We start from the raw sequence: 26,987 nt of genomic DNA, 5'->3' as shown, positions 1-26,987 counted from the left end.
CTACCGATATGACTGAACGCAGCATGCGCGCGGTGGAAATCTCTGAATTTGGTGCGCCAGACGTATTGCGTTTGGGGCAGCGCTCAGTGCCTGTCCCTGGTGAAGGCGAGGTTCTCATCCGTGTGACTGCCAGTGGCATCAACCGTCCGGATGTCTTGCAGCGTGCGGGGCATTACGCACCTCCTCCGGGAGTCTCTGATCTTCCGGGTCTGGAGGTGGCCGGTGTCATTGAATCGGGTGATGCGCGTGCGATGGAGGTGGCTGGCTTCAAGGTGGGTGACAGGGTGTGTGCGCTTTTGGCTGGAGGGGGTTACGCAGAGTGGTGCGTGGCTCCAGTCGGGCAGTGTCTGCCTGTGCCTGGCGCGTTGTCTGATGTCGAGGCTGCTTCTCTCCCGGAAACTTTCTTCACGGTGTGGAGCAACGTTTTTGATCGTGGACGCCTGCAGCGCGGAGAAGTTTTCCTGGTGCAGGGTGGAACGAGTGGTATCGGCGTGACGGCGATCCAGCTGGCTCGTGAGTGGGGTGCGGTGGTGATCGCTACAGCGGGCAGTGATGAGAAGTGCGCAGCAGCTGTGGAGTTGGGGGCACACCATGCCATCAACTACCGGTCGCAGGATTTCGTGGCCGAGGTCCGTCGTATCACCGATGGGCGGGGTGCGGACGTCATTCTTGACATGGTGGGTGGGGACTACGTCGCGCGCGAGGTGGATTGCCTGGCTGAAGATGGTCGTCTCGTCATCATTGCCGTGCAGGGGGGCACCAAGGCTGCATTCAATGCTGGTTTGGTGTTGCGTCGCAGATTGACCATCACTGGCTCTACTCTGCGTCCACGTTCTGTGGAGTTCAAGTCTGCGATCGCTCAAGCTTTGCGTGAGCATGTATGGCCTTTGATTGCGCAGTCCCGCCTTCGTCCTGTGATTTACCAAACGTTTGATGCTGGCCAGGCGGCAGCTGCCCACGCACTGATGGAGTCCAATCAACATATAGGCAAGATTGTTCTGACATGGTGAACATGAAAAAGAAACTGATCGCCGGTAACTGGAAGATGAATGGTGGGCTGGCGTCCAATGAGGCGTTGCTCAACGGTCTTCTTGCCGGCCTGCAGCAGGCTCCGGCATGCGATGTAGCTTTGGCTGTACCTGCGCCCTACTTTGCGCAAGTTTCGGCAAAGGTCGCTGGCAGTGCCATTGCGTTGGCAGCTCAAGATGTCTCAGCCCACGCATCCGGCGCGTACACCGGCGAAACTTCGTCGGTCATGCTGCAGGACTTTGGGGTCCGGTACGCGTTGGTGGGCCACTCCGAGCGGCGGCAGTACCACGGGGAGAGCGATGGCGTGGTCGCTGAAAAGGCGCGTCAGGCTCTGGCTGCAGGTATAACGCCTGTGGTGTGTGTGGGTGAAACCCTGCAGGAGCGTGAAGCGGGACAGACGGAAGCGGTGGTCAAGCGCCAGCTTGCGGCAGTCATACATGTCAATGGCCACTGCATCAGCGAAATCGTAGTGGCCTACGAACCGGTGTGGGCGATTGGTACGGGCCGCACTGCAACGCCTGAGCAGGCGCAGCAGGTGCATGCAGTTTTGCGTGCTCAGCTGGCTGCGGCCAGTGCACATGCTGACCGTATCCGTATCGTGTATGGCGGCAGTATGAACGCGGCAAATGCGGCTGAGCTGCTTGCTCAACCCGACATCGATGGCGGTTTGGTCGGTGGCGCGTCACTCAAGGCAGAAGACTTTCTCAAAATCATCGCTGCTGCACGTTGAATAAGCGCAGCGTGCTATTAAATTAGGAGTAAATATGGGTATCCTGGTAAATGTCATCCTGGCCGTTCAAATGCTGGCCGCATTGGGGATGATTGGTTTGATTCTGGTGCAGCATGGCAAGGGTGCTGACATGGGTGCTGCTTTTGGTAGTGGCTCCTCAGGTAGCCTGTTTGGTGCCAGTGGCAGTGCCAACTTTTTGTCGCGGACTACTGCCATTTTGGCTGCGGTGTTCTTCGCGGCAACTCTGGCGCTGGCTTACTTTGGCAATGTGCGTCCCGCGGGTGCAGGCAGTGTGCTTGAAACGCCAGCAGCCAGCGTGCCAGCTGCTGCTCCCACAGCAGACGTGGCGCCAGCTGTACCTGCCTCTGGCGCAGCGCAAATCCCTGCAAAATAATCTCCTTAAATTTGGGCCCTGCCGCTTCGGCAGGGTTTTTCCGGAGTAGAATTCCGGATTGTCTGGAAAGCCAAAGCCTTCATGGTTCCTCATGCCATCCAGACATGCAACATCAGCCGTCGTGGTGAAATTGGTAGACACGCTATCTTGAGGGGGTAGTGGCGAAAGCTGTGCGAGTTCGAGTCTCGCCGACGGCACCAAAACAAAGGCCTGCCTGCAAAATCTCGCGTTTTGACGGGTCGGGCCACAGCGGTGAGCATCCTCAAGATGAACCTCGATCAGTACCTCCCCGTCCTCTTGTTCATCTTGGTCGGCAGCGCCGTAGGCGTTGTCCCCTTGATCCTCGGTTATGTTCTGGGCCCCAATCGCCCGGATGAGGCCAAAAACTCCCCTTACGAATGCGGCTTTGAAGCCTTCGAGGACGCGCGCATGAAGTTCGATGTGCGCTATTACCTCGTGGCCATCTTGTTCATTTTGTTCGACCTTGAGATTGCTTTCCTTTTTCCTTGGGCGGTAACTCTGCATGAGGTCGGGATGACTGGTTTTGTGGCCGTTTCGATCTTCTTGGCCATCCTCGTTGTGGGCTTCGCCTACGAGTGGAAAAAAGGCGCCCTGGACTGGGAATGACCTGGCTTCAACAAGGACAGATGCAATGATTGAAGGCGTGATGAAAGAAGGCTTCATCACCACGAGTTACGACTCCGTGGTGAACTGGGCCAAGACAGGGTCCTTGTGGCCCATGACTTTCGGTTTGGCTTGCTGTGCTGTGGAGATGATGCACGCAGCTGCCGCTCGTTACGACATTGGTCGTTTTGGTGCGGAAGTTTTTCGTGCAAGCCCGCGTCAGTCTGACTTGATGATTGTTGCAGGCACGCTGTGCAACAAGATGGCTCCTGCCTTGCGCAAGGTGTATGACCAGATGTCTGAGCCTCGGTGGGTTCTTTCCATGGGCTCATGCGCCAATGGTGGTGGCTACTACCACTACAGTTATTCGGTGGTGCGCGGCTGTGATCGCATCGTTCCGGTGGATGTGTATGTTCCGGGTTGCCCTCCTACGGCTGAGGCACTTATCTATGGAATCATCCAGCTGCAGCAGAAGATTCGCCGCACCAACACCATTGCCCGTGTCTGAAGGTTTGATGATGACTTCTGTTGCCATTCGGCCTGAAACTCTGAAAAACACCATTGCCTCTGTGCTTGGTGACAAAGTGCGATCCATCGGTGTTGCTCTGGATGAGGTGACTGTTGAAGTTGCTGCGAAAGACTATCTGGTGGCAATGGGGCTGTTGCGGGACTCCGAGGGTTGTCGCTTTGAGCAATTGGTAGACCTGTGCGGCGTGGATTACTCTGCTTATGCAGATGCGGTACACGAGGGGCCTCGGTACTGTGTCGTCTCCCATTTGCTGTCAGTCAGCCTGAATCAGCGAGTGCGAGTCAAGGTTTTCTGCGCTGACGATGATTTTCCGGTCATTCCGTCTGTGGCGAACTTGTGGAATTCGGCCAACTGGTATGAGCGTGAAGCTTTTGATCTGTTTGGCATCGTGTTTGACGGTCATAACGACCTGCGTCGTATCCTGACCGATTACGGTTTCATTGGGCACCCATTCCGCAAAGACTTTCCTCTGTCTGGCCACGTGGAAATGCGCTACGACGCTGAGCAGCGCCGTGTGGTCTATGAGCCCGTTTCCATCGAGCCACGTGAAATCACGCCTCGCATCATTCGCGAAGACAAGTACGGAGGCCTTCACTAAGCCCTCTCGGGTTCGAGTGATACACCATGGCTGAAATCAAGAACTATTCCCTCAACTTTGGTCCCCAGCACCCTGCCGCGCACGGTGTGTTGCGCTTGGTGCTGGAGCTTGATGGCGAAGTCGTCCAGCGTGCCGACCCGCACATTGGCCTGCTTCATCGTGCGACAGAGAAGCTGGCTGAGCACAAGACATACATCCAATCGCTGCCTTATATGGATCGGTTGGACTATGTGTCCATGATGTGCAACGAGCATGCGTACTGCTTGGCGATTGAAAAATTGCTGGGTATTGAGGTGCCTCTGCGTGCCCAGTACATCCGGGTGATGTTTTCTGAGATCACGCGCCTGCTCAACCACCTCATGTGGCTCGGCTCGCACGGTAACGATTGCGGTAGCTCCACGATCCTGATCTACACCTTCCGCGAGCGTGAAGACTTGTTCGACATGTATGAGGCCGTCTCGGGCGCTCGCATGCATGCGGCTTACTTCCGTCCCGGTGGTGTGTACCGCGATTTGCCCGACAGCATGCCGCAGTACAAGGTCAGCAAGATCAAGAATGCCAAGGCGCTGGAGGCGATGAACAAGAATCGCCAAGGTTCTTTGCTGGACTTCATCGACGACTTCACTCAACGCTTCCCGGGTTGTGTGGATGAGTACGAGACACTGTTGACTGACAACCGTATCTGGAAGCAGCGTACGGTAGGCATTGGCGTCGTGGCGCCTGAGCGTGCATTGAACCTGGGCATGACAGGGCCAATGCTCCGTGGCTCTGGTATTGCTTGGGATTTGCGCAAGACCCAGCCGTACGATGCATACGATCGCGTGGATTTCGATATCCCTGTGGGCAAGACAGGTGACTGTTACGACCGCTATCTGGTTCGTGTGCAGGAGATGCGTGAGTCCAATCGCATCATCAAACAGTGCGTCGATTGGCTCAAGGCCAACCCCGGCCCGGTGATCACCGACAACCACAAGGTCGCCCCCCCAGCTCGCGAGTCCATGAAGTCCAATATGGAAGAGCTGATTCACCACTTCAAGCTCTTCACTGAAGGGTTCCATGTGCCACCGGGCGAAGCCTATGCAGCGGTGGAGCATCCCAAGGGAGAGTTTGGTATCTACCTTGTGAGCGATGGAGCCAACAAACCTTATCGCTTGAAGATTCGTGCTCCAGGTTTTGCCCATTTGGCAACCTTGGATGAAATGGCCCGCGGGCACATGATCGCGGATGCCGTTGCCATCATTGGCACCATGGATATCGTGTTCGGAGAGATTGACCGATGATTACCGAAGCGACCCTTGCGCGATTTGCGCGGGAAGTAGCCAAATACCCTGCAGACCAGAAACAGTCTGCAGTCATGGCCTGCTTGTCCATCGTGCAGCAGGAACAAGGCTTTGTCAGCCCCGAAAGCGAAGCGGTGATCGCCGACTATCTGGGTATGGCCCAGATCGCGGTGCATGAAGTCACCACGTTCTACAACATGTACAACCAACATCCTGTTGGCAAGTACAAGCTGAATGTGTGCACCAATCTTCCATGCCAGTTGCGTGATGGTCAAAAGGCCCTTCACCACCTGGAGAAGAAACTGGGTATCTCCATGGGAGAAACCACTTCCGACGGAATGTTCACCCTTCAGCAATGCGAGTGTCTTGGTGCATGTGCTGACGCACCTGTCATGCTGGTGAACGACCGGACCATGTGCAGCTTCATGGACAACGACAAGCTTGATCAGTTGGTGGATGGTCTGCGTGCAGCGGAGGGTAAGTGATGACCACGGCAGCACAGGTTCTCTCTCAATTCAAGGCCACAGGTGTCCAGACCTGTTTTCATGACCGTCATATCAATCCTCAAATCTATGCAGGGTTGGACGGAACCAACTGGGGTATCAAAGACTACGAAGCACGTGGTGGATACCAAGCTCTTCGTAAGATTTTGGGCAAGGACGGTGGTGAAGGTCTTACACAAGATCAGGTCATTGCCACTGTGAAGGAATCAGGCCTGCGTGGCCGTGGCGGCGCAGGTTTCCCGACAGGGCTGAAATGGAGCTTCATGCCCCGTTCATTCCCGGGGCAAAAGTATCTGGTTTGCAATTCTGACGAAGGCGAGCCAGGTACGTGCAAAGACCGAGACATTCTGCAATTCAACCCTCACATCGTAATTGAGGGCATGATCATTGCTGCCTATGCCATGGGCATCACCGTCGGGTACAACTATATACACGGTGAGATTTTCCAGACCTATGAGCGCTTCGAAGCGGCTCTGGAGGAAGCCCGTGCCGCAGGTTATCTGGGTGACAACATTCTGGGCAGCAGTTTCAACTTCCAGTTGCACGCTGCGCATGGTTTTGGTGCCTACATTTGTGGTGAAGAAACTGCGCTTCTGGAATCCCTGGAGGGCAAGAAGGGTCAGCCTCGCTTCAAGCCTCCGTTTCCCGCGAGCTTCGGGTTGTACGGCAAACCCACCACCATCAACAACACCGAGACATTTGCAGCGGTTCCCTGGATCATCCGCAATGGCGGCGCTGCTTACCTGGAGTGTGGAAAGCCCAACAACGGCGGCACCAAGATTTTCTCGGTGTCGGGTGACGTAGAAAAACCAGGCAATTACGAGATTCCTCTGGGAACACCATTTTCCAAACTGCTGGAGCTGGCTGGTGGTGTTCGCAAGGGCCGTCAGCTCAAAGCCGTCATTCCCGGAGGTTCGTCTGCTCCAGTGTTGCCCGCTTCCATCATCATGGAATGCACGATGGACTACGACTCCATTGCCAAGGCTGGCTCCATGCTGGGCTCCGGTGCTGTGATCGTCATGGATGATTCCCGCAGCATGGTGGAAAGCCTCCTGCGCCTGTCCTATTTCTATTCGCATGAGTCATGCGGCCAGTGCACTCCTTGCCGTGAAGGCACAGGATGGATGTGGCGTGTGATTGACCGCATCCAGCACGGGCAGGGACGCGAGGGTGATCTGGACTTGCTCAATTCTGTGGCTGACAACATCCAAGGACGCACCATTTGCGCGTTGGGTGACGCTGCAGCCATGCCCGTGCGGGCAATGATCAAGCATTTCCGTCCCGAGTTTGAAGCATTGATCCGGAACAAGGCGGCCCAGCCCGCAGCTTCTGTCTGATCGCGAGAAACATATGGTTGAAATTGAACTGGACGGTCAGAAGGTTGAGGTCGCCGAAGGTTGCATGGTGATGCATGCAGCTGAAAAGGCTGGTACCTACATCCCTCACTTCTGCTACCACAAGAAGCTTTCGATTGCCGCCAACTGCCGTATGTGCCTGGTGGATGTCGAAAAGGCTCCCAAGCCCATGCCTGCCTGCGCCACGCCCGTGACCCAAGGCATGATCGTGCGCACCAAGAGCGACAAGGCCATCAAGGCTCAGAAGTCGGTCATGGAATTCCTGCTGATCAATCACCCGCTGGATTGCCCCATTTGCGACCAGGGCGGTGAGTGTCAACTCCAGGATCTGGCCGTGGGCTACGGTGGCTCTTCCTCTCGTTATGAAGAGGAAAAGCGCGTCGTGCTGCACAAGGATGTGGGCCCTCTCATTTCCATGGAAGAAATGAGTCGCTGCATTCACTGCACTCGCTGTGTCCGCTTCGGTCAGGAAATTGCTGGCGTGATGGAGCTGGGCATGATCCATCGTGGCGAGCACTCTGAGATCACGACCGTTGCGGGTGACACGGTCGACTCCGAGCTGTCGGGCAACATGATTGATATCTGCCCTGTGGGTGCGCTGACCAGCAAACCTTTCCGCTACAGCGCTCGTACATGGGAGCTTTCTCGTCGTCGTTCGGTCAGTCCTCACGACTCCACGGGAGCCAATCTGATTGTCCAGGTCAAAAACCACCGCGTCATGCGTGTGGTTCCGCTCGAAAACGAGGCGGTCAATGAGTGCTGGATTGCCGACCGTGATCGTTTCTCGTATGAAGCGTTGAATGGTCCTGACCGCCTGACGCAACCCATGCTCAAGCAGGGTGGGGTGTGGAAGGAAGTGGATTGGCAGACTGCGCTGGAGTACGTCGCCAATGGTCTGAAGAACATCAAGACTGAGCACGGCACTGGTGCTATTGGCGCTTTGGTGAGCCCACACAGTACGCTGGAAGAGCTGTACCTGTCGTCGGCACTGGTGCGTGGTTTGGGTAGCGACAATATCGACTACCGCTTGCGCAATGCCCAGTTCGCAGCGCCTGAAGGCATCCGTTGGCTCGGAACCTCCATTGCTTCGCTGTCCACGCTCCGGCGCGTACTGGTGGTTGGCTCCAACCTGCGCAAGGACCATCCCCTGTTTGCCCAGCGTATCCGTCAGGCTGCCCGCCACGGATGCCAAGTCAGTGCTGTTGCTTCCAAGGTTCACGACTGGGCCATGCCTGTGGCTACGTTTGTGGCCCAGCCCGCCAACCAGTGGCTCTCCGTCCTCGGTGCGATTGCCACAGCTATTGCACAAGAGAAGGGTGTATCCGCTCCACATGGGGCCACGCCTGCTGATGACGCTGCAAAGGCCATTGCCGCCTCGTTGCTGGGTGGTGAACGCAAGGCTGTGCTGCTGGGTAATGCCGCCGCTCACCACGGGGAAGCCGCTCAACTGCTGGCATTGGCGAACTGGATCGGTCAGCAGACAGGTGCGACGGTGGGTTATCTCACTGAAGCGGCCAACACGGTTGGCGCACAGTTTGCGGGCGCTCACCCTGTGAATGGTGGTTTGAACGCCGCCCAAATGCTGTCGGGCGGAGTGAAAGCTGCGCTGTTGTTGAACAACGAGCCTGTTTACGATTCTGCTTGGGGTCAAAAGGCTGCTGAAGGACTGTCTCAATCCGAGATGGTGGTCACGCTGAGTCCTTTCAAGTCCAACTTGGAATTCAGCGACGTATTGCTTCCCATCGCACCGTTTACCGAAACATCTGGCAGCTTCGTGAATGCCGAAGGTCGCATCCAGAGTTTCCATGCTGTGGTTCGCCCTCTGGGTGAAACGCGTCCGGCCTGGAAGGTGCTGCGTGTTTTGGCCAATCTGTTGGGTATTCCCGGCTTCGACTTTGAAACGTCGCAGGATGTGCTCGCTCGTGCCACCAACGCCCCCGCTGGAACGGTTACTCATGTTCCTGCAAGTCAGCTGTCCAATGCCGTGAGTGGTACACCTGCTTCGGGCGCTACGATCGTGGCTGAACCTGTTGTCGCATCCATCTATGAACTGGATGGTTTGGTGCGTCGTTCTTCATCGTTGCAACTGACCGCGGATGCACGCATGGCAAAAGAAGAGGTGGCCGCATGATCGATGCGCTCTATAACGCCGGTCTGGGTTTGTTGCCCTTCGGATGGTGGTCGGCCATGGCATGGCCTGTGCTCTGGATCCTTCTGAAGATCGTGTGCATTCTGGCTCCCCTGATGGGCGCAGTTGCTTACCTGACTTTGTGGGAGCGGAAGCTGCTGGGTTTCATGCAAGTTCGCTATGGTCCCAACCGTGTGGGGCCTCTGGGGCTTTTGCAGCCTATCGCTGACGCCTTGAAGCTGCTGACCAAGGAAATCATCCAACCTACGGCTGCCAGCAAGGGCTTGTTCATCTTGGGGCCGATCATGGCCATCATGCCTGCTCTGGCTGCCTGGGTTGCAATTCCTTTCGCTCCGGACGTTGCTTTGGCCAATGTCAATGCCGGGCTGCTGCTGGTCATGGCGATCACTTCGATTGAGGTGTACGGCGTCATCATTGCGGGTTGGGCTTCCAACTCCAAATATGCCTTCCTCGGTGCTCTGCGCGCTTCGGCTCAAATGGTGAGTTACGAGATCGCCATGGGCTTCTGCTTCCTGGTTGTCATCATGGTTTCGGGCAGCATGAACCTCACCGAGATCGTTGCCAGCCAGAGCCGGGGCTGGGCTGCCTCGCATGGTGTATCGCTTCTGTCCTGGAACTGGTTGCCATTGCTGCCCATTTTCCTGGTGTACCTGATCTCCGGTGTGGCCGAAACCAACCGTCACCCCTTTGACGTGGTGGAGGGTGAGGCCGAGATTGTGGCGGGTCACATGGTGGAGTATTCCGGCATGGGCTTTGCCATCTTCTTCCTGGCTGAATACGCCAGCATGTGGCTGGTTTCCATTCTGGCGGTTTTGATGTTCCTGGGTGGATGGCTGCCTCCGGTGGATGCGCTTTCCTTCATCCCAGGATGGATCTGGCTCGGCCTCAAGACGTTCTTGGTCGTTTCCATGTTCATCTGGATCCGGGCTACGTTTCCTCGCTTCCGTTATGACCAGATCATGCGTCTGGGCTGGAAGATCTTTATCCCAGTTACCTTGGTGTATCTGGTCGTCGTGGGCGGTTGGTTGCTCTCGCCTTGGAATATCTGGAAATAAGCGGGGACACACATGACTGCTGTTGCTGCTGCTGCACCTTTTTCGTTCAAAGACTTTTTCAAGAGCTTCATGCTGGTGGAGCTCCTCAAGGGAATGGCCCTGACGGGGCGCTATGCCTTTCGCCGTAAGGTGACTGTGCAGTTTCCTGAAGAGAAGACACCGCTGTCGCCGCGTTTTCGTGGCCTGCATGCCCTGCGCCGCTATGAGAATGGTGAAGAGCGTTGCATTGCCTGCAAGCTGTGCGAAGCCGTGTGCCCTGCCATGGCTATCACCATTGAGTCGGATGTGCGCGACGATGGTTCGCGTCGGACCACCCGTTACGACATTGATCTGACGAAGTGCATTTTCTGTGGCTTCTGCGAGGAAAGCTGCCCAGTCGATTCCATCGTGGAAACGCACATCTTCGAATACCACGGAGAAAAGCGGGGTGACCTGTACTTCACCAAGGACATGCTCCTGGCAGTGGGAGACCGGTACGAAGGCGAGATCGCCGCGGCCAAGGCGGCAGACGCCAAATACCGTTGATCGGTGTTGAACTCGGCCTGTTTGCCTGACTTTCTATAAAGACCCGATCCATGGACGCCAAGACTGGTTTCTTCTACCTCTTCTCGGTAGTGCTGCTGTTTGCAGCCTTCCGGGTGATCACTGCACGCAACCCGGTGCATGCAGTGCTCTATCTGATTCTTGCTTTCTCGCAGGCTTCCGCTGTCTGGTTGCTGCTGAAGGCAGAGTTTCTCGCGATTGCGCTGGTGCTTGTGTACCTTGGCGCAGTGATGGTGCTTTTCCTTTTCGTGGTGATGATGCTGGATATTCACATCGACACGGTGCGCAAAGGTTTCTGGAAACACTTCCCTCTTGCTGCCACGGTGGGTGCATTGATTGCTCTCGAAATGGCTGCTGTCTTGATGGGCGGTTTCCGCGGTCTGGATGAGCCCAAAGTCGCCGCTCCCGTGCTGGATGCGGCCGGTCAGGTGGTTCAGCACTCCAACACCAAAATCTTGGGCAAGCTGCTGTACACCCAGTACCTCTACCCAGTGGAAATCGCAGCTGTCATTCTGCTGGTCGCCATGATCGCGGCGATTGCGCTGACTCTGCGTCAACGCAAGGACAGCAAGGCCATCAATCCTTCTACGCAGATCCGTGTGCAGGCGCGTGACCGTCTGGCTGTCGTCAAGCTGGCCCCTACACAAAAGCCTGCTGATCCAGCCCCTGAGGCGGCTGTGGCCGAGGAGAAAAAAGCATGACTTTGACTTTGGGACATTTCCTCTCGCTGGGGGCGATGCTGTTTGCTCTGTCCGTCATCGGCATTTTCCTGAACCGCAAAAACCTCATCGTGTTGCTGATGGCCATCGAACTGATGCTGCTGGCAGTCAACATGAACTTCGTGGCTTTCTCTCACTATCTGGATGACATGCACGGTCAAGTTTTCGTGTTTTTCATCCTGACAGTGGCTGCGGCAGAGTCCGCTATTGGTTTGGCCATTCTGGTGCTGCTGTTCCGTAACAAGTCCAGCATCAACGCAGAAGATCTCAACACCCTCAAGGGTTGATGAGTTCCCCGTATTTGCAAGGTTCTCAAGAATGAGTCAAACCCTCTCTGCATCCACGCTCCTGGCCGTTCCGCTGGCTCCGCTGGCGGGCGCTTTGCTCGCTGGTATCTTTGGTACGACCTTCGGTGGTAACTGGATTGGTCGCCGACTGAGCCACACCCTGACCATCCTTGGCGTGTTCGTGGCATTTGTGCTGTCTGCGCTCACGCTCAAGAGTGTTGCTCTGGATGGCGCACGATTCAACGAAACCCTCTACACATGGATGGTGGTGGGTGGCCTCAAGATGGAGGTCGGGTTCATGGTGGACAGCCTGACCGCCATGATGATGGTGGTGGTGACTTTCGTGTCGCTGATGGTGCACATCTACACCATCGGCTACATGGAAGAGGATGAAGGCTACAACCGCTTCTTCGCCTATATCTCGCTGTTCACTTTCTCGATGCTCATGCTCGTCATGAGCAACAACCTGCTGCAGCTCTTCTTTGGCTGGGAAGCGGTGGGCTTGGTTTCATACCTGCTGATCGGTTTCTGGTTCAACAAGCCATCGGCCATCTTTGCCAACATGAAGGCATTCTTGGTTAACCGCGTGGGTGACTTTGGCTTCATTCTGGGCATCGGCTTGATTGCGGCCTATGCAGGTACGCTGAACTACACCGAAATCTTTGCAAAGTCCTCTGAGCTTGGTGGCTTTACATTCCCTGGTACTGACTGGATGTTGATCACTGTGATCTGCATCTGCCTGTTCATCGGTGCGATGGGTAAGTCTGCCCAGTTCCCGCTGCACGTGTGGTTACCAGATTCGATGGAAGGTCCAACCCCCATCTCCGCCCTGATCCATGCGGCTACCATGGTGACGGCTGGCATCTTCATGGTGTCCCGGATGTCGCCCTTGTTTGAGCTGTCAGACACGGCCCTCAACTTCATCCTGGTCATCGGCTCCATCACAGCGCTGTTCATGGGCTTCCTGGGCATTATCCAGAATGACATCAAGCGCGTGGTGGCTTACTCCACCTTGTCTCAGCTGGGTTACATGACTGTGGCGCTGGGGGCATCCGCATACTCTGTGGCGGTGTTCCATCTGATGACCCACGCTTTCTTCAAGGCGTTGCTGTTCCTTGGCGCAGGCTCGGTCATCATGGGCATGCATCACAACCAGGACATCCGCTGGATGGGGGGCGTACGCAAGTACATGCCCATCACCTGGATCACATCTTTGCTGGGTTCCCTTGCTCTGATCGGTACCCCCTTGTTCTCGGGTTTCTATTCCAAGGACAGCATCATTGAGGCGGTGCATTTCAGTCATTTGCCTGCGGCCCACTTCGCTCACTTTGCTGTGTTGGCCGGTGTGTTTGTGACGGCGTTCTACTCGTTCCGCATGTACTTCCTGGTCTTCCATGGCAAGGAACGTTTTGATCAGAACCCGGATGCGCACCATGATGACCACCACGGTCACGAAGAGCACCATGAGCCTCACGAATCCCCATGGGTGGTGACAGTGCCGCTGGTGCTGCTGGCGATCCCCTCGGTTCTGGTGGGTTTCATGTTCATCCAGCCCATGCTGTTCGGCGACTTCTTCAAGGACGTCATCTTTGTGGATGCTGCCAAGCACCCTGCGATGGCCAAGCTGGCTGAAATCTTCCACGGTCCTGTGGCCATGGCCGTCCACGGTCTGCAAACCGCACCTTTCTGGCTGGCCTTGTCAGGTGTGGCGCTGTCCTACTACATGTACATGGTGAACCCTGCCTTGCCTGCAGGGATCAAGGCGCGCGTGCAACCCCTGTACCGCCTGCTCGAAAACAAGTACTACCTGGACTGGATCAACGAGAACATTCTGGCCCGTGGTGCCCGTGCCTTGGGTACTGGCCTGTGGAAGGTGGGCGACCAGGCCATCATTGACGGTGGTGTGGTGAATGGCTCATGGAAGCTGGTGGGGGCCGTGTCTGGTGTCGTACGCTGGGTGCAGTCGGGCTTTGTCTTCCACTACGCCTTGGTGATGATTTTGGGTGTATTCGCGCTGATGACATGGTTCGTTTGGGGCGATTTCTTCATGCAGCTCATCAAATAAGGAAAACAAGAAATGAGTTCGTTGTTGAGTCTGTCCATTTGGACCCCGATTGTTTTCGGCGCTGTCCTGCTGGCTCTGGGGCGTGATGAGCATGCCCGCGCCGTGCGCTGGATCGCCTTGATCGGTGCACTGGCTGGCTTCCTGGTGACCTTGCCTCTTTACGGTGGCTTCCAGACGGGCACCGCAGCCATGCAGTTTGTCGAGAAAGCGGTCTGGATTGAGCGCTTCAATGTGAATTACCACCTCGGTGTGGATGGCATTTCTTTCTGGTTCGTACCACTCACTGCGTTCATCACCGTGATTGTGGTTCTCGCTTCGTGGGAATCGATCACCGAGCGTGTGAACCAGTATATGGGCGCGTTCCTGATTCTTTCGGGCTTGATGATCGGCGTGTTCTCCGCACTCGACGGCATGCTGTTCTACGTGTTCTTCGAGGCGACCCTGATCCCCATGTACCTCATCATCGGTATCTGGGGTGGTCCTAACAAGATCTACGCAGCCTTCAAGTTCTTTCTGTACACGCTGCTGGGCTCGTTGCTCATGCTGATTGCGCTGATCTACCTGTACAACCAGTCGGGTGGCAGCTTCGACATTACCGCCTGGCACAAGCTGCCTCTGGGAATGTCTGCGCAGACATTGCTGTTCTTTGCATTCTTTGCAGCTTTTGCCGTGAAGGTGCCCATGTGGCCAGTCCACACCTGGTTGCCCGATGTGCACGTGGAAGCGCCTACCGGTGGCTCTGCTGTGCTGGCTGCCATCATGCTGAAGCTGGGTGCCTACGGTTTCCTGCGCTTCTCTCTGCCTATCGCTCCTGATGCGTCGCGTGAATGGGCCTGGCTGATGGTGGGGCTGTCGCTGGTGGCGGTGGTCTACGTGGGCTTGGTGGCCATGGTGCAGAAGGACATGAAAAAGCTGGTGGCTTACTCCTCTGTGGCACACATGGGTTTCGTGACCTTGGGTTTCTTCATCTTCAACGACCTGGGTGTGTCCGGTGGCCTGGTGCAGATGATTGCGCACGGTTTCGTATCCGGCGCCATGTTCCTGTCCATTGGTGTTCTGTACGACCGCGTTCACTCTCGTGAAATCTCTGCTTATGGCGGCGTGGTCAACACAATGCCCAACTTCACTGCGTTTGCTCTGCTGTTTGCCATGGCCAACTGCGGTTTGCCAGGTACTGCGGGCTTCGTGGGTGAATGGATGGTGATCCTGGGCGCGGTGAAGGCCAACTTCTGGATTGGCTTGATGGCTGCCACAGCCTTGATCTTTGGCGCTGCCTACACGCTGTGGATGTTCAAGCGGGTTTACCTGGGCCCCGTGGGCAACGATCACGTCAAGGAACTGTCGGACATTTGCAGCCGCGAATTCCTGATCCTTGCCATTCTGGCCATTGCTGTACTGGCCATGGGCCTGTACCCCCGTCCCTTCACCGATGTGATGGACGCCTCGGTGGCCGAGCTGCTCAAGCATGTTGCCCTGCATAAGCTGAACTGACCGACAGAACTGAGAGATTTGAGATGATTGACAACATCAGCTGGCTTGCGGTCTACCCCGAGATCGTCCTTCTTGTGATGGCCTGCGTGATCGCGCTGGTCGATCTGGGGGTGAACAGCCCCCGCAGGACTGCGACCTACGTGCTCACCATGCTGACACTGGCTGTGGTGGCAGCCCTGGAAGGCGTGTACGCCAGCAGCGGCAACACGTTCTACGGCTTCGGCAACATGGTGGTGAGTGACTCCATGGGCAACTGGCTTAAATGCTTTGCCACTGTGGCCGTGATGGTGACCTTGGTCTATTCCCGCCCTTACGCCGCTGACCGCGACATGCTGCGCGGTGGCGAAATGTTCACCCTGTCGATGTTCGCGCTGCTGGGCATGTTCATCATGATCTCCGGCAACAACTTCCTGGTGATCTATCTGGGCCTTGAACTGCTCACCCTGTCCAGCTACGCCCTGGTGGCCCTTCGTCGCGACAATGCAACCGCGACCGAAGCCGCAATGAAGTACTTCGTGCTGGGTGCCATGGCCAGCGGTTTCCTGCTGTATGGCCTGTCCATGCTCTACGGTGCCACAGGCTCTCTGGACATCGGTCAAGTCTTCAAGGCGGTGCTGTCGGGTCAGATCAAGCACCAGGTGTTGGTGTTCGGTTTGGTGTTTGTAGTGGCCGGTCTGGCATTCAAGCTGGGTGTGGTGCCCTTCCACATGTGGATTCCTGACGTGTACCAAGGTGCTCCCACAGCTATCACGCTGATGATTGGTGGTGCTCCCAAGCTCGCAGCATTTGCCATCACCATGCGTCTGCTGGTGGACGGGCTGCTGCCTCTGGCGATTGACTGGCAGCAGATGCTGGCCGTCCTGGCGATTGGTTCGTTGCTGATCGGTAACCTCGCAGCCATCGCGCAGACCAACCTCAAGCGCATGCTGGCTTACTCCACCATCGCGCAAATGGGTTTCGTGTTGCTGGGCCTGCTGTCCGGCGTCATCAATGGTCAGGTGAACCCCGCTGTCACCGAGAACGCTTACAGCGCCTCGATGTTCTACATCGTCACCTACGTGCTCACCACGCTGGCAAGTTTTGGTGTCATCCTCTTGCTGGCGCGTGAAGGCTTTGAAAGTGAAGAGATTTCCGACCTGGCAGGTCTGAACCAGCGCAGTCCCCTGTACGCGGGTGTGATGGCCATTTGCCTGTTCTCGCTGGCCGGTATTCCACCCATGGTGGGCTTCTACGCAAAGCTGGCCGTGTTGCAGTCGCTGCTGGCTTCGGGCCAAGGCATCTACATCGCACTGGCAGTGTTCGCCGTCATCATGTCGCTGATTGGTGCCTTCTACTACCTGCGTGTGGTGAAGGTGATGTACTTTGACGCTCCCCTCACCGCAACCAGCGTGTCTGCTCCTGTGGATGTGCGACTGGTGCTGACGGTGAATGGTGCCCTGGTGCTGGTGCTGGGCCTGCTGCCCGGCGGGCTGATGAGCCTGTGTGCCAACGCCATCGTGCGCGCACTGCAGACCTGATCTCCTGCGGGCGCTAGAGCTGTGTCACAAACCGGGGCCATCTGGCTGGTCATCATCGCTGCGCTGGTGGCCGCCAACCTGCCTTTCATCAGCCAGCGGCTGGCCCTGATCGGCCCGGTGGCAGCGCCCACAAAGAGCCTGCTCATCCGTTTGATCGAGTTGGTGGCGCTGTACTTTCTGGTGGGTGCACTGGCCATGCTGCTGGAGCGTCGCGCTGGCCAGAACGCTCCCCAAGGCTGGGAGTTCTACGCCATCACCGGCACTCTGTTTCTGACTCTGGCGTTTCCAGGTTTTGTCTATCGTTACCTGCTGCGTCGCCACGGCTGAGCCACAGTCGGGCTGCGTACGCTTCACGCCATGAAGGTACTCGATCTCCATTGCCGTAGCGGACACGTCTTTGAAGGTTGGTTCGCTTCCGAAGACGACTTCCAGTCCCAGCTGCAAAGAGGGCTGGTGCAATGCCCCATGTGTGGGGATGAGCACATCCAGAAAAAGCTCAGCGCACCGCGTCTGAACCTTGGCGCTGCTTCCGCTCACGAGGTTTCCAAGGCTGATTCCAGCACATCAAAAGAAGTGGCCTTGCCTTCTGCCCAACCGGCCTCGCCTCAGGCTGCCATGGCTGCATGGATGCAATGGGCCCGCAAGGTAGTGGCGCAGACAGAAGACGTAGGCCCCCGGTTTGTGGAAGAGGCCCGCAAGATGCATGCGGGTGAAGTGGATGAGCGCCCCATTCGAGGCCAGGCCACGATGAAAGAAACCGTAGAGCTGCTGGAAGAAGGCATTGCCGTGATGCCTTTGCCCGCTGCCATCAAAGAGCCACTGCAGTAAGCGCCTTTTGCCACCAGTCGCCCTGCCGACGCAATGCCGCGTTGCTGTTTTCCTGAGCGAGCATCTTTGTGTCTGAAGCCACGGTTCGGGCTGAGTCTGTCGAAGCCTTGCGCTGCGGCCTCGACAATCACTTTGGGCAAGCCTCAAACGGATGCGTCTGACTCAACGCTGCCTTCAAGCGCAGCTGCGTGCCTCCGCCCCCTCACTCACAGTCGCATTGCCCGCGTGTACCCCGTCATTTCCAGATAACCCTTGCCCACTGCATGACCCTGCGCGTTGTGCAGGTCTGACAGACCCTCCCAATACACCGCCCCGGTCGACCCACTGCTGTCCAGTTCCTGGTCGTCCAGCATTGCCATCACGGTGAAAACTCCGGCGGGCGTTGTCACCTGCCACTGCACCGGGTAGCGGGCATTGCTGCGGCCGCTTTGCCACCAGCGCAGGGGCTGCCAGGTCACCTCGGTCGCTGCAAAAATTCTGGCGGCCTGACCCGATGCGCGGTAAGAGCCGCCCGCCCACAGGGCTGATCCATCGGCTCGCCGCAGGCGGAAGGCCGTCAGCGCGCTGCCATCATGAAGATTCATCCCGATCCAGTCCCAGCCCACCGCATCGTCGGCCAGCAGGGCTTCGCTCCACTCGTGGTCCATCCAGGCTCGGGCGGGGGCGCTGGTGTCTACCGCCATGCGCCGCCCGGCTAAAACGATCTCACCGCTCACCGCCAACTGGGGCTGGCTGTAGTAGTAGCTCGCCTGCTCGGCCAACGGCCCTTTGCGCGACAGCCCGTTGCTGCCCTGCAGCAGCAGGGACTGGCTGGTGTCAAACTGCAGCTGCAGGCCAAATGACTCGCTTTCGATATGCGTGGTGTAGCGGCTGGCTTCAAAGGCGCTTTGGCCTTGCACAAGGTTCTCGCGCTTGAGCGTCCAGCGCTGCAGCTTCACGTCGGTGTCGGCCTCTGCCGCGCTCACGCCAAACCCTGCGCGCGCTACGCGCTGGTCGTGCAGCAGGCTGCGGCCCTGCACATCCGTCAGCGCCGCATGGGCAAACACCAGCTGCTTGGCCGCAAAGGCCGACTGCATGCCTTGCGTCGCATCCATGCGCGAGCGAAAAAATGTCACCTGAAACCCAAACGGCCGCCCGCCCGCCGTGGCATAGCCGGTGATGTACCACCACTCGGTGCGCAGTTCTGGGTGGCTGCCATGGTCGCGCGGAAACTGCAGCGCCCGCGCGGGCAGGGCTTGGGCGATAGGGCTAGCACCCGCACCCATGGCACCCAGCGCCCAGGCCAGCCACCTGCGGCGCGAGAGGGCACGCACCATTGCGGGCGCAGTTACATCAGTGGGCATAGGTGTCAGGGCACGCATCGGCATCAGGTTCGTCCGCCGTAGTTCCTATCAATCCAGCAGCGCAGCCATCCGCGCCTGCGCCTCGGTGCAGTCACCCATGGTGGCAGACACCCAGTCGCAGTTGTAGTACGTGGGCAAATAGCGCTCACCCGCATCGCACAGCAGCGACAAGATGGAGCCGCTCTCGCCCCGCTCCCGCATCTCATGCGCCAGCGTCAGCATTGCCACAAAGTTGGTGCCGGTGGATGGCCCCACGCGCCGCCCCAGCAGTTGCGACAGCACCCGCATCGCTGCCACCGAATCCACATCCGCCACATCCACCATGCGGTCTACCAGCGTGCGAATAAAGCTGGGCTCCACCCGTGGGCGGCCAATGCCCTCGATGCGTGAGCCGGGGGCCGTCAGGCTGGCATCGCCCGTGCGGTGGTAAGCGCTGAACACCGAGCCCGCCGGGTCGGCCACGCACACCTGCGTGGCGTGCCGCTGGTAGCGCACATAGCGGCCAATGGTGGCGCTGGTGCCGCCCGTGCCAGCGCCCACCACAATCCAGCGCGGCACCGGGTGCCGTTCGCGCGCCATCTGGGTGAACATGCTCTCGGCAATGTTGTTGTTGCCCCGCCAGTCGGTGGCCCGCTCGGCATAGGTGAACTGGTCCATGTAATGCCCGCCCGTCTCTGCCGCCACGGCGCGGGCTGCGGCATACACCTCACCCGCACTCTCCACCAGGTGGCAGCGCCCGCCGTGGAACTCGATCTGCGCAATCTTCTCGGGCGAGGTGCTGCGCGGCATCACCGCCACGAACGGCAAGCCCAGCAGCCGTGCAAAATAAGCCTCGCTCACTGCGGTGGAGCCGCTCGATGCCTCCACCACCGTCGATCCCTCATGCAGCCAACCATTGCACAGCGCATACAGAAACAGCGACCGCGCCAGCCGGTGCTTCAGGCTGCCCGTGGGGTGCGTGGACTCGTCCTTGAGGTACAGGTCAATGCCGTGCGCGGCAAAGGCGGGCAGGCGAAGTGGGATCAGGTGCGTATCGGCGCTGCGTTGGTAATCCGCTTCGATGCGTGCGATGGCTTCGTGGAGCCAGGGGGATAGGAGAGTCATAGCGAGATTTTCAGGCAGGTCAAACCAGGAATTTATGAGCGCGGCAAGAGGTTTTCCGCATCTTGCTGAGCGTTCCATCAGTTGCCGGCGGAAAGAAATGGCGCAGCGACGGGTGCGCATTGGGCCAAAAGTGGAGGTAGTTCTTTGCGGATTTGCGCCAGAGCTGCGGCTTCATCGCCGCAGTCTTCCAGCAGATGGTCAACAAGATACGAAAGTGAGACCAGCGGATTCTCCAAGTCTTCGCCCATGCAGCGCCGTGAAGCCCACAGTGCAAAAGCAAGCGTTTCTTCGTCTGAGTTCAGTGAAAAGTTGCAAGCTCGAATGCAAAACTCTTCGTTGAAGCTCAATCGCATTGGGCGCGGTGAAAAATCTTCGGCGGACTGTTTCAAGCATTTTTCTGGACCATCGTTTAAAAGATCGAAAAGCTCCATAGGTGGTGCATCCATTATTTCGATCTGCATTTGGGCCCACTCCTTCACTTGGTCCGACGTTATGAGTGACGCCGACCACAAGGTGAGTATTTGTTCAATGGTGCGCATGGAGTTCTTCCTGTTTGCCTGATTTGTTGGAGGCGGCGTCGCTTCAGACTACTACCAATCCTCCTTCACCGCCATCACCGCATCCCTCCCCGCCGCCGCCCTCCCGGCCAGCCAAGCAGTCACCGTCCCCGATACCACCACCGCCGCGCACAGCGCCCACAAGCGCGGCGCTGGGATGTTCATTTCCATCGTCCAGTGAAAACTCTGCGGGTTGACCACGTGCACCAGCACCACGGACACGGCCAGGCCCAGCAGCACGCCAGCGATGGCGCCAATGCCCGTCCAGGCCGCGCCTTCGCCTGCTACCACGGCCAGAATTTGGCGGCGGGTGAGGCCCAGGTGGGCGAGCAGGCCGAATTCTTTGCGGCGGGCCAGGACCTGGGCACTGAAGCTGGCGGCCACGCCGAAGAGGCCGATGCCCATGAACACGGCCTGTAGCCGATAGATGACGGCGAAGTTACGGCTACTCAAAGCCCGTAAAAAGCCTTGTTGGCTTCAATGCGAGCGGCATGCGCCTCGGGGTAGCGGCGCTCGGCTAGCAGACGCTGCAGCGCAGCACGACCCAGGTTGCGGTGGGGGGTGTAAAAGGCACTCACGGCCAGCTCATCCAGAGAACGCCAAGCGTATACCGGCGTGTCTATGAAGAGAATGTCTGCAGGTTGCGGAATTTGTGAAGCTTGCAGCGCAAACAGCGCAGCCAAAGCGTACTCTCCACATTCGCGATAGTAGCGGGCGAGTTCGCACAGCGGCTCTGCCCTCTGGGGACGGGCGGCATAGGCAGCCAGATAGGCTTCACGTACAGTGACTGCAGAAGCCTTGCTACGCTCATGCAGTACAGCGATCTGGAACAGTGCGTACCAACGCTCTTCTTCCCACCCGCCCATCTCAACCCTGCGCTGATACCAATGCAGACTGGGTTCGATCTTCCCGGCATCACGGCAGCTCTGGGCAAGGTAGAACACGTTACGTGTGTTGGTGGGATCGTCCCGCACGGCTTGCTCCAGCAATGCGATGTCACGCAGGTAGGTCTCCGGGTCACGTGCGCGGGCGCCATCGTGCGACACATGGATGACAGGGCCTTGCAATGTCTGCCACGGGCCGTGCTGCTTGGCGGTCAGATACTCATGCAGCACGCCCTCCCAATACCAGTTCACCCGTGTGGCAATCAGGCTATTGCGCTGGTATTCCCAGCCATCCATGTGGCATGTCAGGGTGTATCCGTCGGCCAGGAGAGCAGGCCAAGTAAAGCCGGATGGCACACGCAACTGCTCGTCAGCATCAATAAAAAGCAAGTAGCTGCCATGGGGGCGTGCTAATTCAAGCGCTTCGTTGCGGTTGTGGGCAAAGTTCTTCCAAGGACGTTCATACAGCGTGCCTGGAATACCCCGCATAAACTCGCGGACGATATCTTGCGTGCCATCTGTGGAGCCCGTGTCCACAATGACCCAATGATCTACGAAGGGTTTGACCGAAGCGAGGCACCTGGTGATCACCGGTGCCTCGTTTTTGACGATCATGTTCAGGCAGATACGGAGCGGGGCCAATGACTGCAATGCGTTTACGTGGTGGTGGCTTGTGCGCGTAACCTGCGGCACAGGTTACTGGCAGATGGCAGAGGCTTCCGCTGACAGGTCTTGGAATACAGTGTTTTCTTGTGTTGCTGAGTTGCTGAAAATCAAACACAGCCAAAAACGCAACGTCACTGACACAGGGCAAACGCGGTATGCGTGACCTGTACATCAGTAATGGCGTACTTGCACACCCACGTTGTGCTGGAACCTGGATAGCTTGCACCCAAAACATCCCCCTTGGTCACTGTAGTGCCATCAGTGGTATTGCAGCCCCCAGTCACTATGGTTTTACTAGCACCACAGGTCGCAGTGACGGTGTACCAACCGTTGACCAAATTTTCGGATGTAGACGTGTAGGTGGTGAGCGACACGGTTCCGGCCCCGGCGGCGCCGGTGGCACCCGTGGCCCCGGTAGCGCCCGTAGGGCCTTGAATTCCCTGAATGCCCTGTGGTCCCGGCACAGTGCTATTAGCACCTGTGGCCCCAGTGGCGCCGGTGGGGCCCGTTGCCCCAGTAGGGCCCGTTGCGCCAGTGACACCAGTAGCACCTGTGGCTCCCGTTGCTCCGGTGGCGCCCGTAGCACCAGTGCCGGAAGCGCCGGTAGCCCCAGTGGCCCCCGTTGGACCAGTGGCGCCTGTAGCACCCGTTCCGGCAGCCCCTGTGGCTCCTGAGGGGCCGGTGGCTCCAGTCGCCCCGGTGGGGCCTGTGGCTCCGGTGGCACCAGAACCAATGCCTGCTGCACAAGGCCCCAGCCGCCCTGTGGGTCCGTCAAAGCAGGTGAGATTGTTGTTGGTCGCAGCACCGCTGAGGCCAGGCGCACGCACCTCACCGTTGTCCTGTACCTTGAACCGTTCCTGTCCGCCAGGACTTTTGATCACAAAGCCGCCACCGCTGGGCACGGTGATGGATACATCGGCGGCCAAGGCCAAGGGAGTATGCAGTGCATAGATTGCGCTTAAGCTGCAGATGAGGCGCAACTGGCGAACAGATGAGTTCATAGCTTCAAGCCTTCGTGTTCGTCAAATTCGAATATGCCGATGGAAGTGAGTGTCTGCAGGGCGGCGGTGATACCAGAGCGCTACCAAGCCAATGAGCAATGTCATCAGCATGAGGCCGTACTCACTTAGTGTCGGAATACTCTTCGCAGTGGCAATAGCGTTGCCTATTTGGACATTACCAGCCACGGAAGTGAAGGTTTGGCTGACCGTGGCACTTGGGCCCAGGTTGATCACTGCAGCGCCGCCGCCAGAAGAGACGAGTTGGATATTTTGCCCAGGGGCCCCTTGCAGGGTCAGGGTGCCTAGCACCGTGATGTTTGCCCCCGCTGGAATGACAAAGGTGCGGCCTGTCGTGCTGGAAAGTGTCAGGTTCTGAAAAACGAAATTACCGTTGATTTGGCTGCTGTTGCCTGGATCGCAGCCATCGCGCAGTACCACGCTATTGCTACCGGTATTGATGTTGCCAGACGAGATGAGGTTTCCGCCCACGGCAATGACGCCATTATTCCCGGTGATGCTGGCGCCAGAGCCAAAGGTCACATCCGTGTCCACAGTAAGCGTACCGCCACTGAGGTTCAGTGTGCCTTGCATGTCCAAGGCTATGCACCCTTGATCCACCGAGCCGCCGGGTGGAACGTCTAGAGACGAGCCGGGGGGATAAACAATTTGCGCTGCGACAGGTGCGCAAACACTCAAAGCCACGGCACAACAGACCAGAAAACGTGACACGGTCCAACGCATAAACCTCCCTTGTTGACCATGTAAGCACCGCGTTGAAGCTAAACGTTTCCTCAGCGACTAGCTCTATTGGTCGGTGTCAAAATTCATTGAATCAATCATCTGTTAAAAAAATGTAAATGGCAACTAATATTCAGGCATTGTTGGGTGCTGGGTTCAATAGACCGTTGTTACATTTCAGCTGTTGATGGTCTGCCGGAGGCTCATTGTTACTCTCACCAATCCTCCTTCACTGCCATCACCGCATCCCTCCCCGCTGCCGCCCTCCCGGCCAGCCAAGCAGTCACCGTCCCCGATACCACCACCGCCGCGCACAGCGCCCACAAGCGCGGCGCGGGGATGTTCATCTCCATCGTCCAGTGAAAGCTCTGTGGGTTGACCACGTGCACCAGCACTACCGACACAGCTAGGCCCAGCAGCACGCCAGCGACGGCACCGATGCCCGTCCAGGCCGCGCCTTCAGCTGCCACCACGGCCAGGATTTGGCGGCGGGTGAGGCCCAGGTGGGCGAGCAGGCCGAATTCTTTGCGGCGGGCCAGCACCTGGGCGCTGAAGCTGGCAGCCACGCCGAAGAGGCCGATGCCGATGGCCACGGCCTGCAGCCAGTAGGTGACGGCGAAGCTGCGGTCAAAGATTTGCAGGGAGCGTTCGCGGATGGCTTGGGCGGATGCAAATTCGACCAGGGGCGGATGGCCATCCGTGCTGTGGTTGGCAGCGCCTGAGTCGCTGGAGCCCGCTGGAGTTGCAGCGCTGGCCTGCTGCGCCGTGCTGCGGATGCGGCTTTGCAGTGCGGCCAAGTCCACCCCATCGGCAGGCCACAGGGCCAGGTCGCTGATACGGGTGTCGCCGGTCAGGCGCTGGTAGGCGGCGCTGTCGAGGGTGATGGCCCCGGTCTGGCGCACATAGTCACGCCACACACCTGCTATGAAAAACGTAGCTGCTTGCGCTGGTGTATCAAGCGCTACAGGCATAAAAGCCTTAGAAAGATCGGGCCACGCCTGGCCGGGGCGCACGCCGTACAGGTCCACCACCGCTTCGCTCACATACACGCCGATCTGCCCCGCAGGTACGGGCAGGGCCGGGCCGGTGAGGGGCAGCACCTGGGCGGGGTCGGTGCCCAGCGGGCGGCTCAGCACGGTGAGGGCGGGGCGGGCGGCGCTCAGTTGCAAAGCACTGGCACGCAGCGGGGCCACCTTGTCCACGCCCGGCAGGCGGGCCACGGCTTCAGCAAAGCCCGGCGGCAGCAGGGCGGCATCACCGCCCGCGGCTTGCAGGGCCGATCGCACGTACAGCGGCGAGGGCAGCACCGCATCCAGCCACTGGATGACCGAGCCGCGAAAGCTGGCCACCATCACCGTCAGCGCCACCGCCAGGCTCAGGCTGGCCACCACGCCGCCCACGGCAATGGCGGCGGTGCCCCGCATGCGGCGGGCGCGCTCCAGCGCCAGCAGGCTGAGTGGGTGGCGCGCTGCCAGCGGTTGCAGCCGCTGCAGCAGCCAGGCCACGCCCCAGGGCAGCAGTGCAATGCCGCCCACCAACAGCATGCCAATGGCCACGTAGGCCGCCAAAGGAATGCCAAAAATGGGCGGAAGCGCCGCCAATACAGCGCTGGCAGCTATCAAAACCATACCAATCCAGCCCCGCCCGGTGCGCCCGCTGGCGCTGCCCAGGCCTTTGAGGGTTTGCGCCGGGGGCAGGGCCTGCGCGGCGCGGGCGGGCCACCAGCCGCCCGCCACGGCGGCGGCCACGCCCAGGCTGCCGTAGAGCAGGGCGGCGGGCAGGCTCCACTGCAGGCGGGGCTGCACCCCTGCAAAGTAACCACCGCCCAGGTCGCCGCCCAGCAATTGCAGTGCCGCGCTGGCCAGGGCCGTGCCCAATGCCAGCCCGGCCAGGCTGCCCGCTACGCCGAGCAGGGCCGATTCGGCCAGCACCAGCGCCAGCCGCTGGCGGGGCGTGGCGCCCAGCACGGCCAGCAGCGCAAACTGCGGCCCGCGTTGCGCCACGCTGAGGGCCAGCACCGAGAACACCAAAAACGCCCCGGTGAACAGCGCCACCAGCGCTAGCACCGTCAGGTTGACGCGGTAGGCGCGCGAGAGGTTGCTCACCCGCTGCGCCGCATCGCCGGGCTCGGCCAGGGTGGCTTGCGCGGGCCAGCCGGGCAGGGCCTGCAGCGCTTGCTTGAAGGCGCTGCGGTCGGTGCCGGGCTGCAGCTGCAGGTCGATGCGGGTGAGCTGGCCCACGCGGCCCAGCAGATCTTGCGCGGCGCCAATGTCCATCACCGCCAGCGGCGCGCCGGGGGCGCTCACGGTGCCCGCCACCTGCACGGCCAGGGTTTGCAGGCCGGTTTGCAGTTGCAATGTGGGGCGGGGCTGGGTGCCTTGTGGCGGCAGGCCCAGCGCCTGCAGGGCGGCGGGGTTGAGGTAGACGGTGGCGGGGGCAAACAGTGCGTCACGCGCCGCGCCTTCCCATGGCCGGGGCATGAGGGCCGGGGCCATGGCGGGCAGCAGCAGGGCGTCGGCACCCAGCAGGCGCAGGGCGATGGGGGCATTGCCTGGGGCCTGCGCCGCCGGGCGGGCCATGGCCGTGGCCTCCAGCACCGGGTTGGCGCGGGCTACGTCGGGGTGGGGGGCGATCTGGGCAAACAGCGATTCGGCCAGCGTGCCTTGCATGGGGCGCACTTCCAGGTCGGGCTGGCCGTTGACGGCGCGCACGGCCTGCGAGAACTCGTCCAGCGCCGATGCGTTGATGACGTGCACGGCAAAGGCCAGCGCCACGCCCAGCATCACGGCGGCCATGGCGGCGGCGCTGCGCCAGGGGTGGTGGCGCAGGTCTTGCCACGAGAAGGTGCGAAGCAGTGCAAGCATGAAAGCATTGTGCCGCCGGGGTGGGGCACGGCAGGCGGTGCGGGGCTTTTTGAGCCAACTCAAAGACCGTGGCGATGGGGACGTCCGGGGTCTGGTGGGGCCTTGAAATGGCAGGAGAGGCACCGTAATTTAAG

Annotated in this window: 26 protein-coding genes, 1 tRNA gene and 1 pseudogene; 20 read left to right on the top strand and 8 right to left on the bottom strand. The window is 59.0% G+C overall.

Going from position 1 to position 26,987, the window contains the following annotated elements; translation table 11 throughout:
* The first annotated feature begins 23 nt into the window (after window positions 1–23).
* From AACH87_RS16550 to AACH87_RS16455, 20 genes are all read left to right on the top strand, one after another.
* Entirely contained in the window at window positions 24–1,010 is a 987-nt protein-coding gene (locus tag AACH87_RS16550) for an NAD(P)H-quinone oxidoreductase (protein ID WP_338798997.1), read from the top strand.
* A complete protein-coding gene (tpiA, locus tag AACH87_RS16545; protein WP_338795591.1) occupies window positions 1,004–1,759 on the top strand; it encodes a triose-phosphate isomerase in 756 nt (251 codons plus the stop codon). The genes AACH87_RS16550 and tpiA overlap by 7 nt, the downstream gene beginning before the upstream one ends.
* 34 nt (window positions 1,760–1,793) lie before the next feature.
* Window positions 1,794–2,153, top strand: coding sequence for a preprotein translocase subunit SecG (gene secG / locus AACH87_RS16540; RefSeq protein WP_338795589.1), 360 nt, complete (start codon window positions 1,794–1,796; stop codon window positions 2,151–2,153).
* A 115-nt stretch (window positions 2,154–2,268) separates the two neighbouring features.
* Window positions 2,269–2,353 (top strand) — tRNA-Leu (locus AACH87_RS16535).
* Between the two features lie 67 nt (window positions 2,354–2,420).
* Window positions 2,421–2,780, top strand: coding sequence for an NADH-quinone oxidoreductase subunit A (locus AACH87_RS16530; RefSeq protein ID WP_338795588.1), 360 nt, complete (start codon window positions 2,421–2,423; stop codon window positions 2,778–2,780).
* A gap of 25 nt (window positions 2,781–2,805) precedes the next feature.
* Window positions 2,806–3,285, top strand: a complete 480-nt coding sequence (locus tag AACH87_RS16525; protein WP_007849129.1) for an NADH-quinone oxidoreductase subunit B — start codon at window positions 2,806–2,808, stop codon at window positions 3,283–3,285.
* Between the two features lie 10 nt (window positions 3,286–3,295).
* On the top strand, window positions 3,296–3,904 hold the full coding sequence (locus AACH87_RS16520; RefSeq protein WP_338798996.1) for an NADH-quinone oxidoreductase subunit C: 609 nt from the start codon (window positions 3,296–3,298) through the stop codon (window positions 3,902–3,904).
* A 26-nt stretch (window positions 3,905–3,930) separates the two neighbouring features.
* The gene (locus AACH87_RS16515; protein WP_338795584.1) at window positions 3,931–5,184 is read left to right on the top strand and encodes an NADH-quinone oxidoreductase subunit D; all 1,254 of its coding nucleotides are present in this window, start codon (window positions 3,931–3,933) and stop codon (window positions 5,182–5,184) included.
* Window positions 5,181–5,669 (top strand): NADH-quinone oxidoreductase subunit NuoE, encoded by a 489-nt coding sequence (gene nuoE / locus AACH87_RS16510; RefSeq protein ID WP_338795583.1) that lies wholly within the window; start codon window positions 5,181–5,183, stop codon window positions 5,667–5,669. Before AACH87_RS16515 ends, nuoE begins: the two co-directional genes overlap by 4 nt.
* Entirely contained in the window at window positions 5,669–7,024 is a 1,356-nt protein-coding gene (gene nuoF, locus AACH87_RS16505) for an NADH-quinone oxidoreductase subunit NuoF (RefSeq protein WP_338798995.1), read from the top strand. Before nuoE ends, nuoF begins: the two co-directional genes overlap by 1 nt.
* A gap of 13 nt (window positions 7,025–7,037) precedes the next feature.
* A complete protein-coding gene (gene nuoG / locus AACH87_RS16500; RefSeq protein ID WP_338795582.1) occupies window positions 7,038–9,173 on the top strand; it encodes an NADH-quinone oxidoreductase subunit NuoG in 2,136 nt (711 codons plus the stop codon).
* Entirely contained in the window at window positions 9,170–10,246 is a 1,077-nt protein-coding gene (gene nuoH / locus AACH87_RS16495) for an NADH-quinone oxidoreductase subunit NuoH (protein ID WP_338795581.1), read from the top strand. The genes nuoG and nuoH overlap by 4 nt, the downstream gene beginning before the upstream one ends.
* A gap of 12 nt (window positions 10,247–10,258) precedes the next feature.
* Window positions 10,259–10,771: an NADH-quinone oxidoreductase subunit NuoI gene (nuoI, locus tag AACH87_RS16490; RefSeq protein WP_218295510.1), complete on the top strand. Its 513-nt coding sequence runs from the start codon at window positions 10,259–10,261 to the stop codon at window positions 10,769–10,771.
* Between the two features lie 50 nt (window positions 10,772–10,821).
* Window positions 10,822–11,490 (top strand): NADH-quinone oxidoreductase subunit J, encoded by a 669-nt coding sequence (locus AACH87_RS16485; RefSeq protein WP_338795580.1) that lies wholly within the window; start codon window positions 10,822–10,824, stop codon window positions 11,488–11,490.
* Window positions 11,487–11,795, top strand: a complete 309-nt coding sequence (gene nuoK, locus AACH87_RS16480) for an NADH-quinone oxidoreductase subunit NuoK (protein ID WP_338795579.1) — start codon at window positions 11,487–11,489, stop codon at window positions 11,793–11,795. Before AACH87_RS16485 ends, nuoK begins: the two co-directional genes overlap by 4 nt.
* Before the next feature lie 31 nt (window positions 11,796–11,826).
* Window positions 11,827–13,860: an NADH-quinone oxidoreductase subunit L gene (nuoL, locus tag AACH87_RS16475; protein ID WP_338795578.1), complete on the top strand. Its 2,034-nt coding sequence runs from the start codon at window positions 11,827–11,829 to the stop codon at window positions 13,858–13,860.
* 12 nt (window positions 13,861–13,872) lie between these two features.
* A complete protein-coding gene (locus tag AACH87_RS16470; RefSeq protein WP_338795577.1) occupies window positions 13,873–15,351 on the top strand; it encodes an NADH-quinone oxidoreductase subunit M in 1,479 nt (492 codons plus the stop codon).
* A 23-nt stretch (window positions 15,352–15,374) separates the two neighbouring features.
* On the top strand, window positions 15,375–16,868 hold the full coding sequence (nuoN, locus tag AACH87_RS16465) for an NADH-quinone oxidoreductase subunit NuoN (RefSeq protein ID WP_338795575.1): 1,494 nt from the start codon (window positions 15,375–15,377) through the stop codon (window positions 16,866–16,868).
* Window positions 16,869–16,889: 21 nt separating this feature from the next.
* The gene (locus tag AACH87_RS16460; protein ID WP_338795574.1) at window positions 16,890–17,195 is read left to right on the top strand and encodes a DUF2818 family protein; all 306 of its coding nucleotides are present in this window, start codon (window positions 16,890–16,892) and stop codon (window positions 17,193–17,195) included.
* Window positions 17,196–17,225: 30 nt separating this feature from the next.
* Window positions 17,226–17,696 carry a DUF1178 family protein gene (locus AACH87_RS16455; protein ID WP_338795573.1) on the top strand — a complete coding sequence of 157 codons (471 nt, stop codon included), beginning with the start codon at window positions 17,226–17,228 and terminating at the stop codon, window positions 17,694–17,696.
* 206 nt (window positions 17,697–17,902) lie between these two features.
* On the opposite strand, the gene AACH87_RS16450 is transcribed toward AACH87_RS16455, so the two are convergent.
* The 8 genes and pseudogenes from AACH87_RS16450 to AACH87_RS16415 form a co-directional block, all read right to left on the bottom strand.
* Entirely contained in the window at window positions 17,903–19,063 is a 1,161-nt protein-coding gene (locus tag AACH87_RS16450) for a carotenoid 1,2-hydratase (protein ID WP_338795572.1), read from the bottom strand.
* 24 nt (window positions 19,064–19,087) lie between these two features.
* Entirely contained in the window at window positions 19,088–20,143 is a 1,056-nt protein-coding gene (locus AACH87_RS16445; RefSeq protein ID WP_338795571.1) for a PLP-dependent cysteine synthase family protein, read from the bottom strand.
* Between the two features lie 77 nt (window positions 20,144–20,220).
* The gene (locus tag AACH87_RS16440; RefSeq protein WP_338795570.1) at window positions 20,221–20,682 is read right to left on the bottom strand and encodes a hypothetical protein; all 462 of its coding nucleotides are present in this window, start codon (window positions 20,680–20,682) and stop codon (window positions 20,221–20,223) included.
* 51 nt (window positions 20,683–20,733) lie between these two features.
* A pseudogene (locus tag AACH87_RS16435) lies at window positions 20,734–21,144 on the bottom strand (ABC transporter permease); the annotation flags it as partial.
* A 5-nt stretch (window positions 21,145–21,149) separates the two neighbouring features.
* Window positions 21,150–22,199 carry a glycosyltransferase gene (locus tag AACH87_RS16430; RefSeq protein ID WP_338795569.1) on the bottom strand — a complete coding sequence of 350 codons (1,050 nt, stop codon included), beginning with the start codon at window positions 22,197–22,199 and terminating at the stop codon, window positions 21,150–21,152.
* Between the two features lie 182 nt (window positions 22,200–22,381).
* Window positions 22,382–23,251, bottom strand: coding sequence for a collagen-like protein (locus tag AACH87_RS16425; protein WP_338795568.1), 870 nt, complete (start codon window positions 23,249–23,251; stop codon window positions 22,382–22,384).
* Window positions 23,252–23,272: 21 nt separating this feature from the next.
* A complete protein-coding gene (locus tag AACH87_RS16420; protein ID WP_338795566.1) occupies window positions 23,273–23,842 on the bottom strand; it encodes an IPTL-CTERM sorting domain-containing protein in 570 nt (189 codons plus the stop codon).
* 362 nt (window positions 23,843–24,204) lie between these two features.
* Window positions 24,205–26,853, bottom strand: a complete 2,649-nt coding sequence (locus tag AACH87_RS16415; protein ID WP_338795565.1) for an FtsX-like permease family protein — start codon at window positions 26,851–26,853, stop codon at window positions 24,205–24,207.
* Between the last annotated feature and the right edge of the window lie 134 nt (window positions 26,854–26,987).

Origin of the sequence: Acidovorax sp. DW039, from assembly GCF_037101375.1 — a bacterium.
Lineage (GTDB): Bacteria > Pseudomonadota > Gammaproteobacteria > Burkholderiales > Burkholderiaceae_C > Acidovorax.
This window is presented reverse-complemented; position numbering and strand designations above follow the sequence as displayed.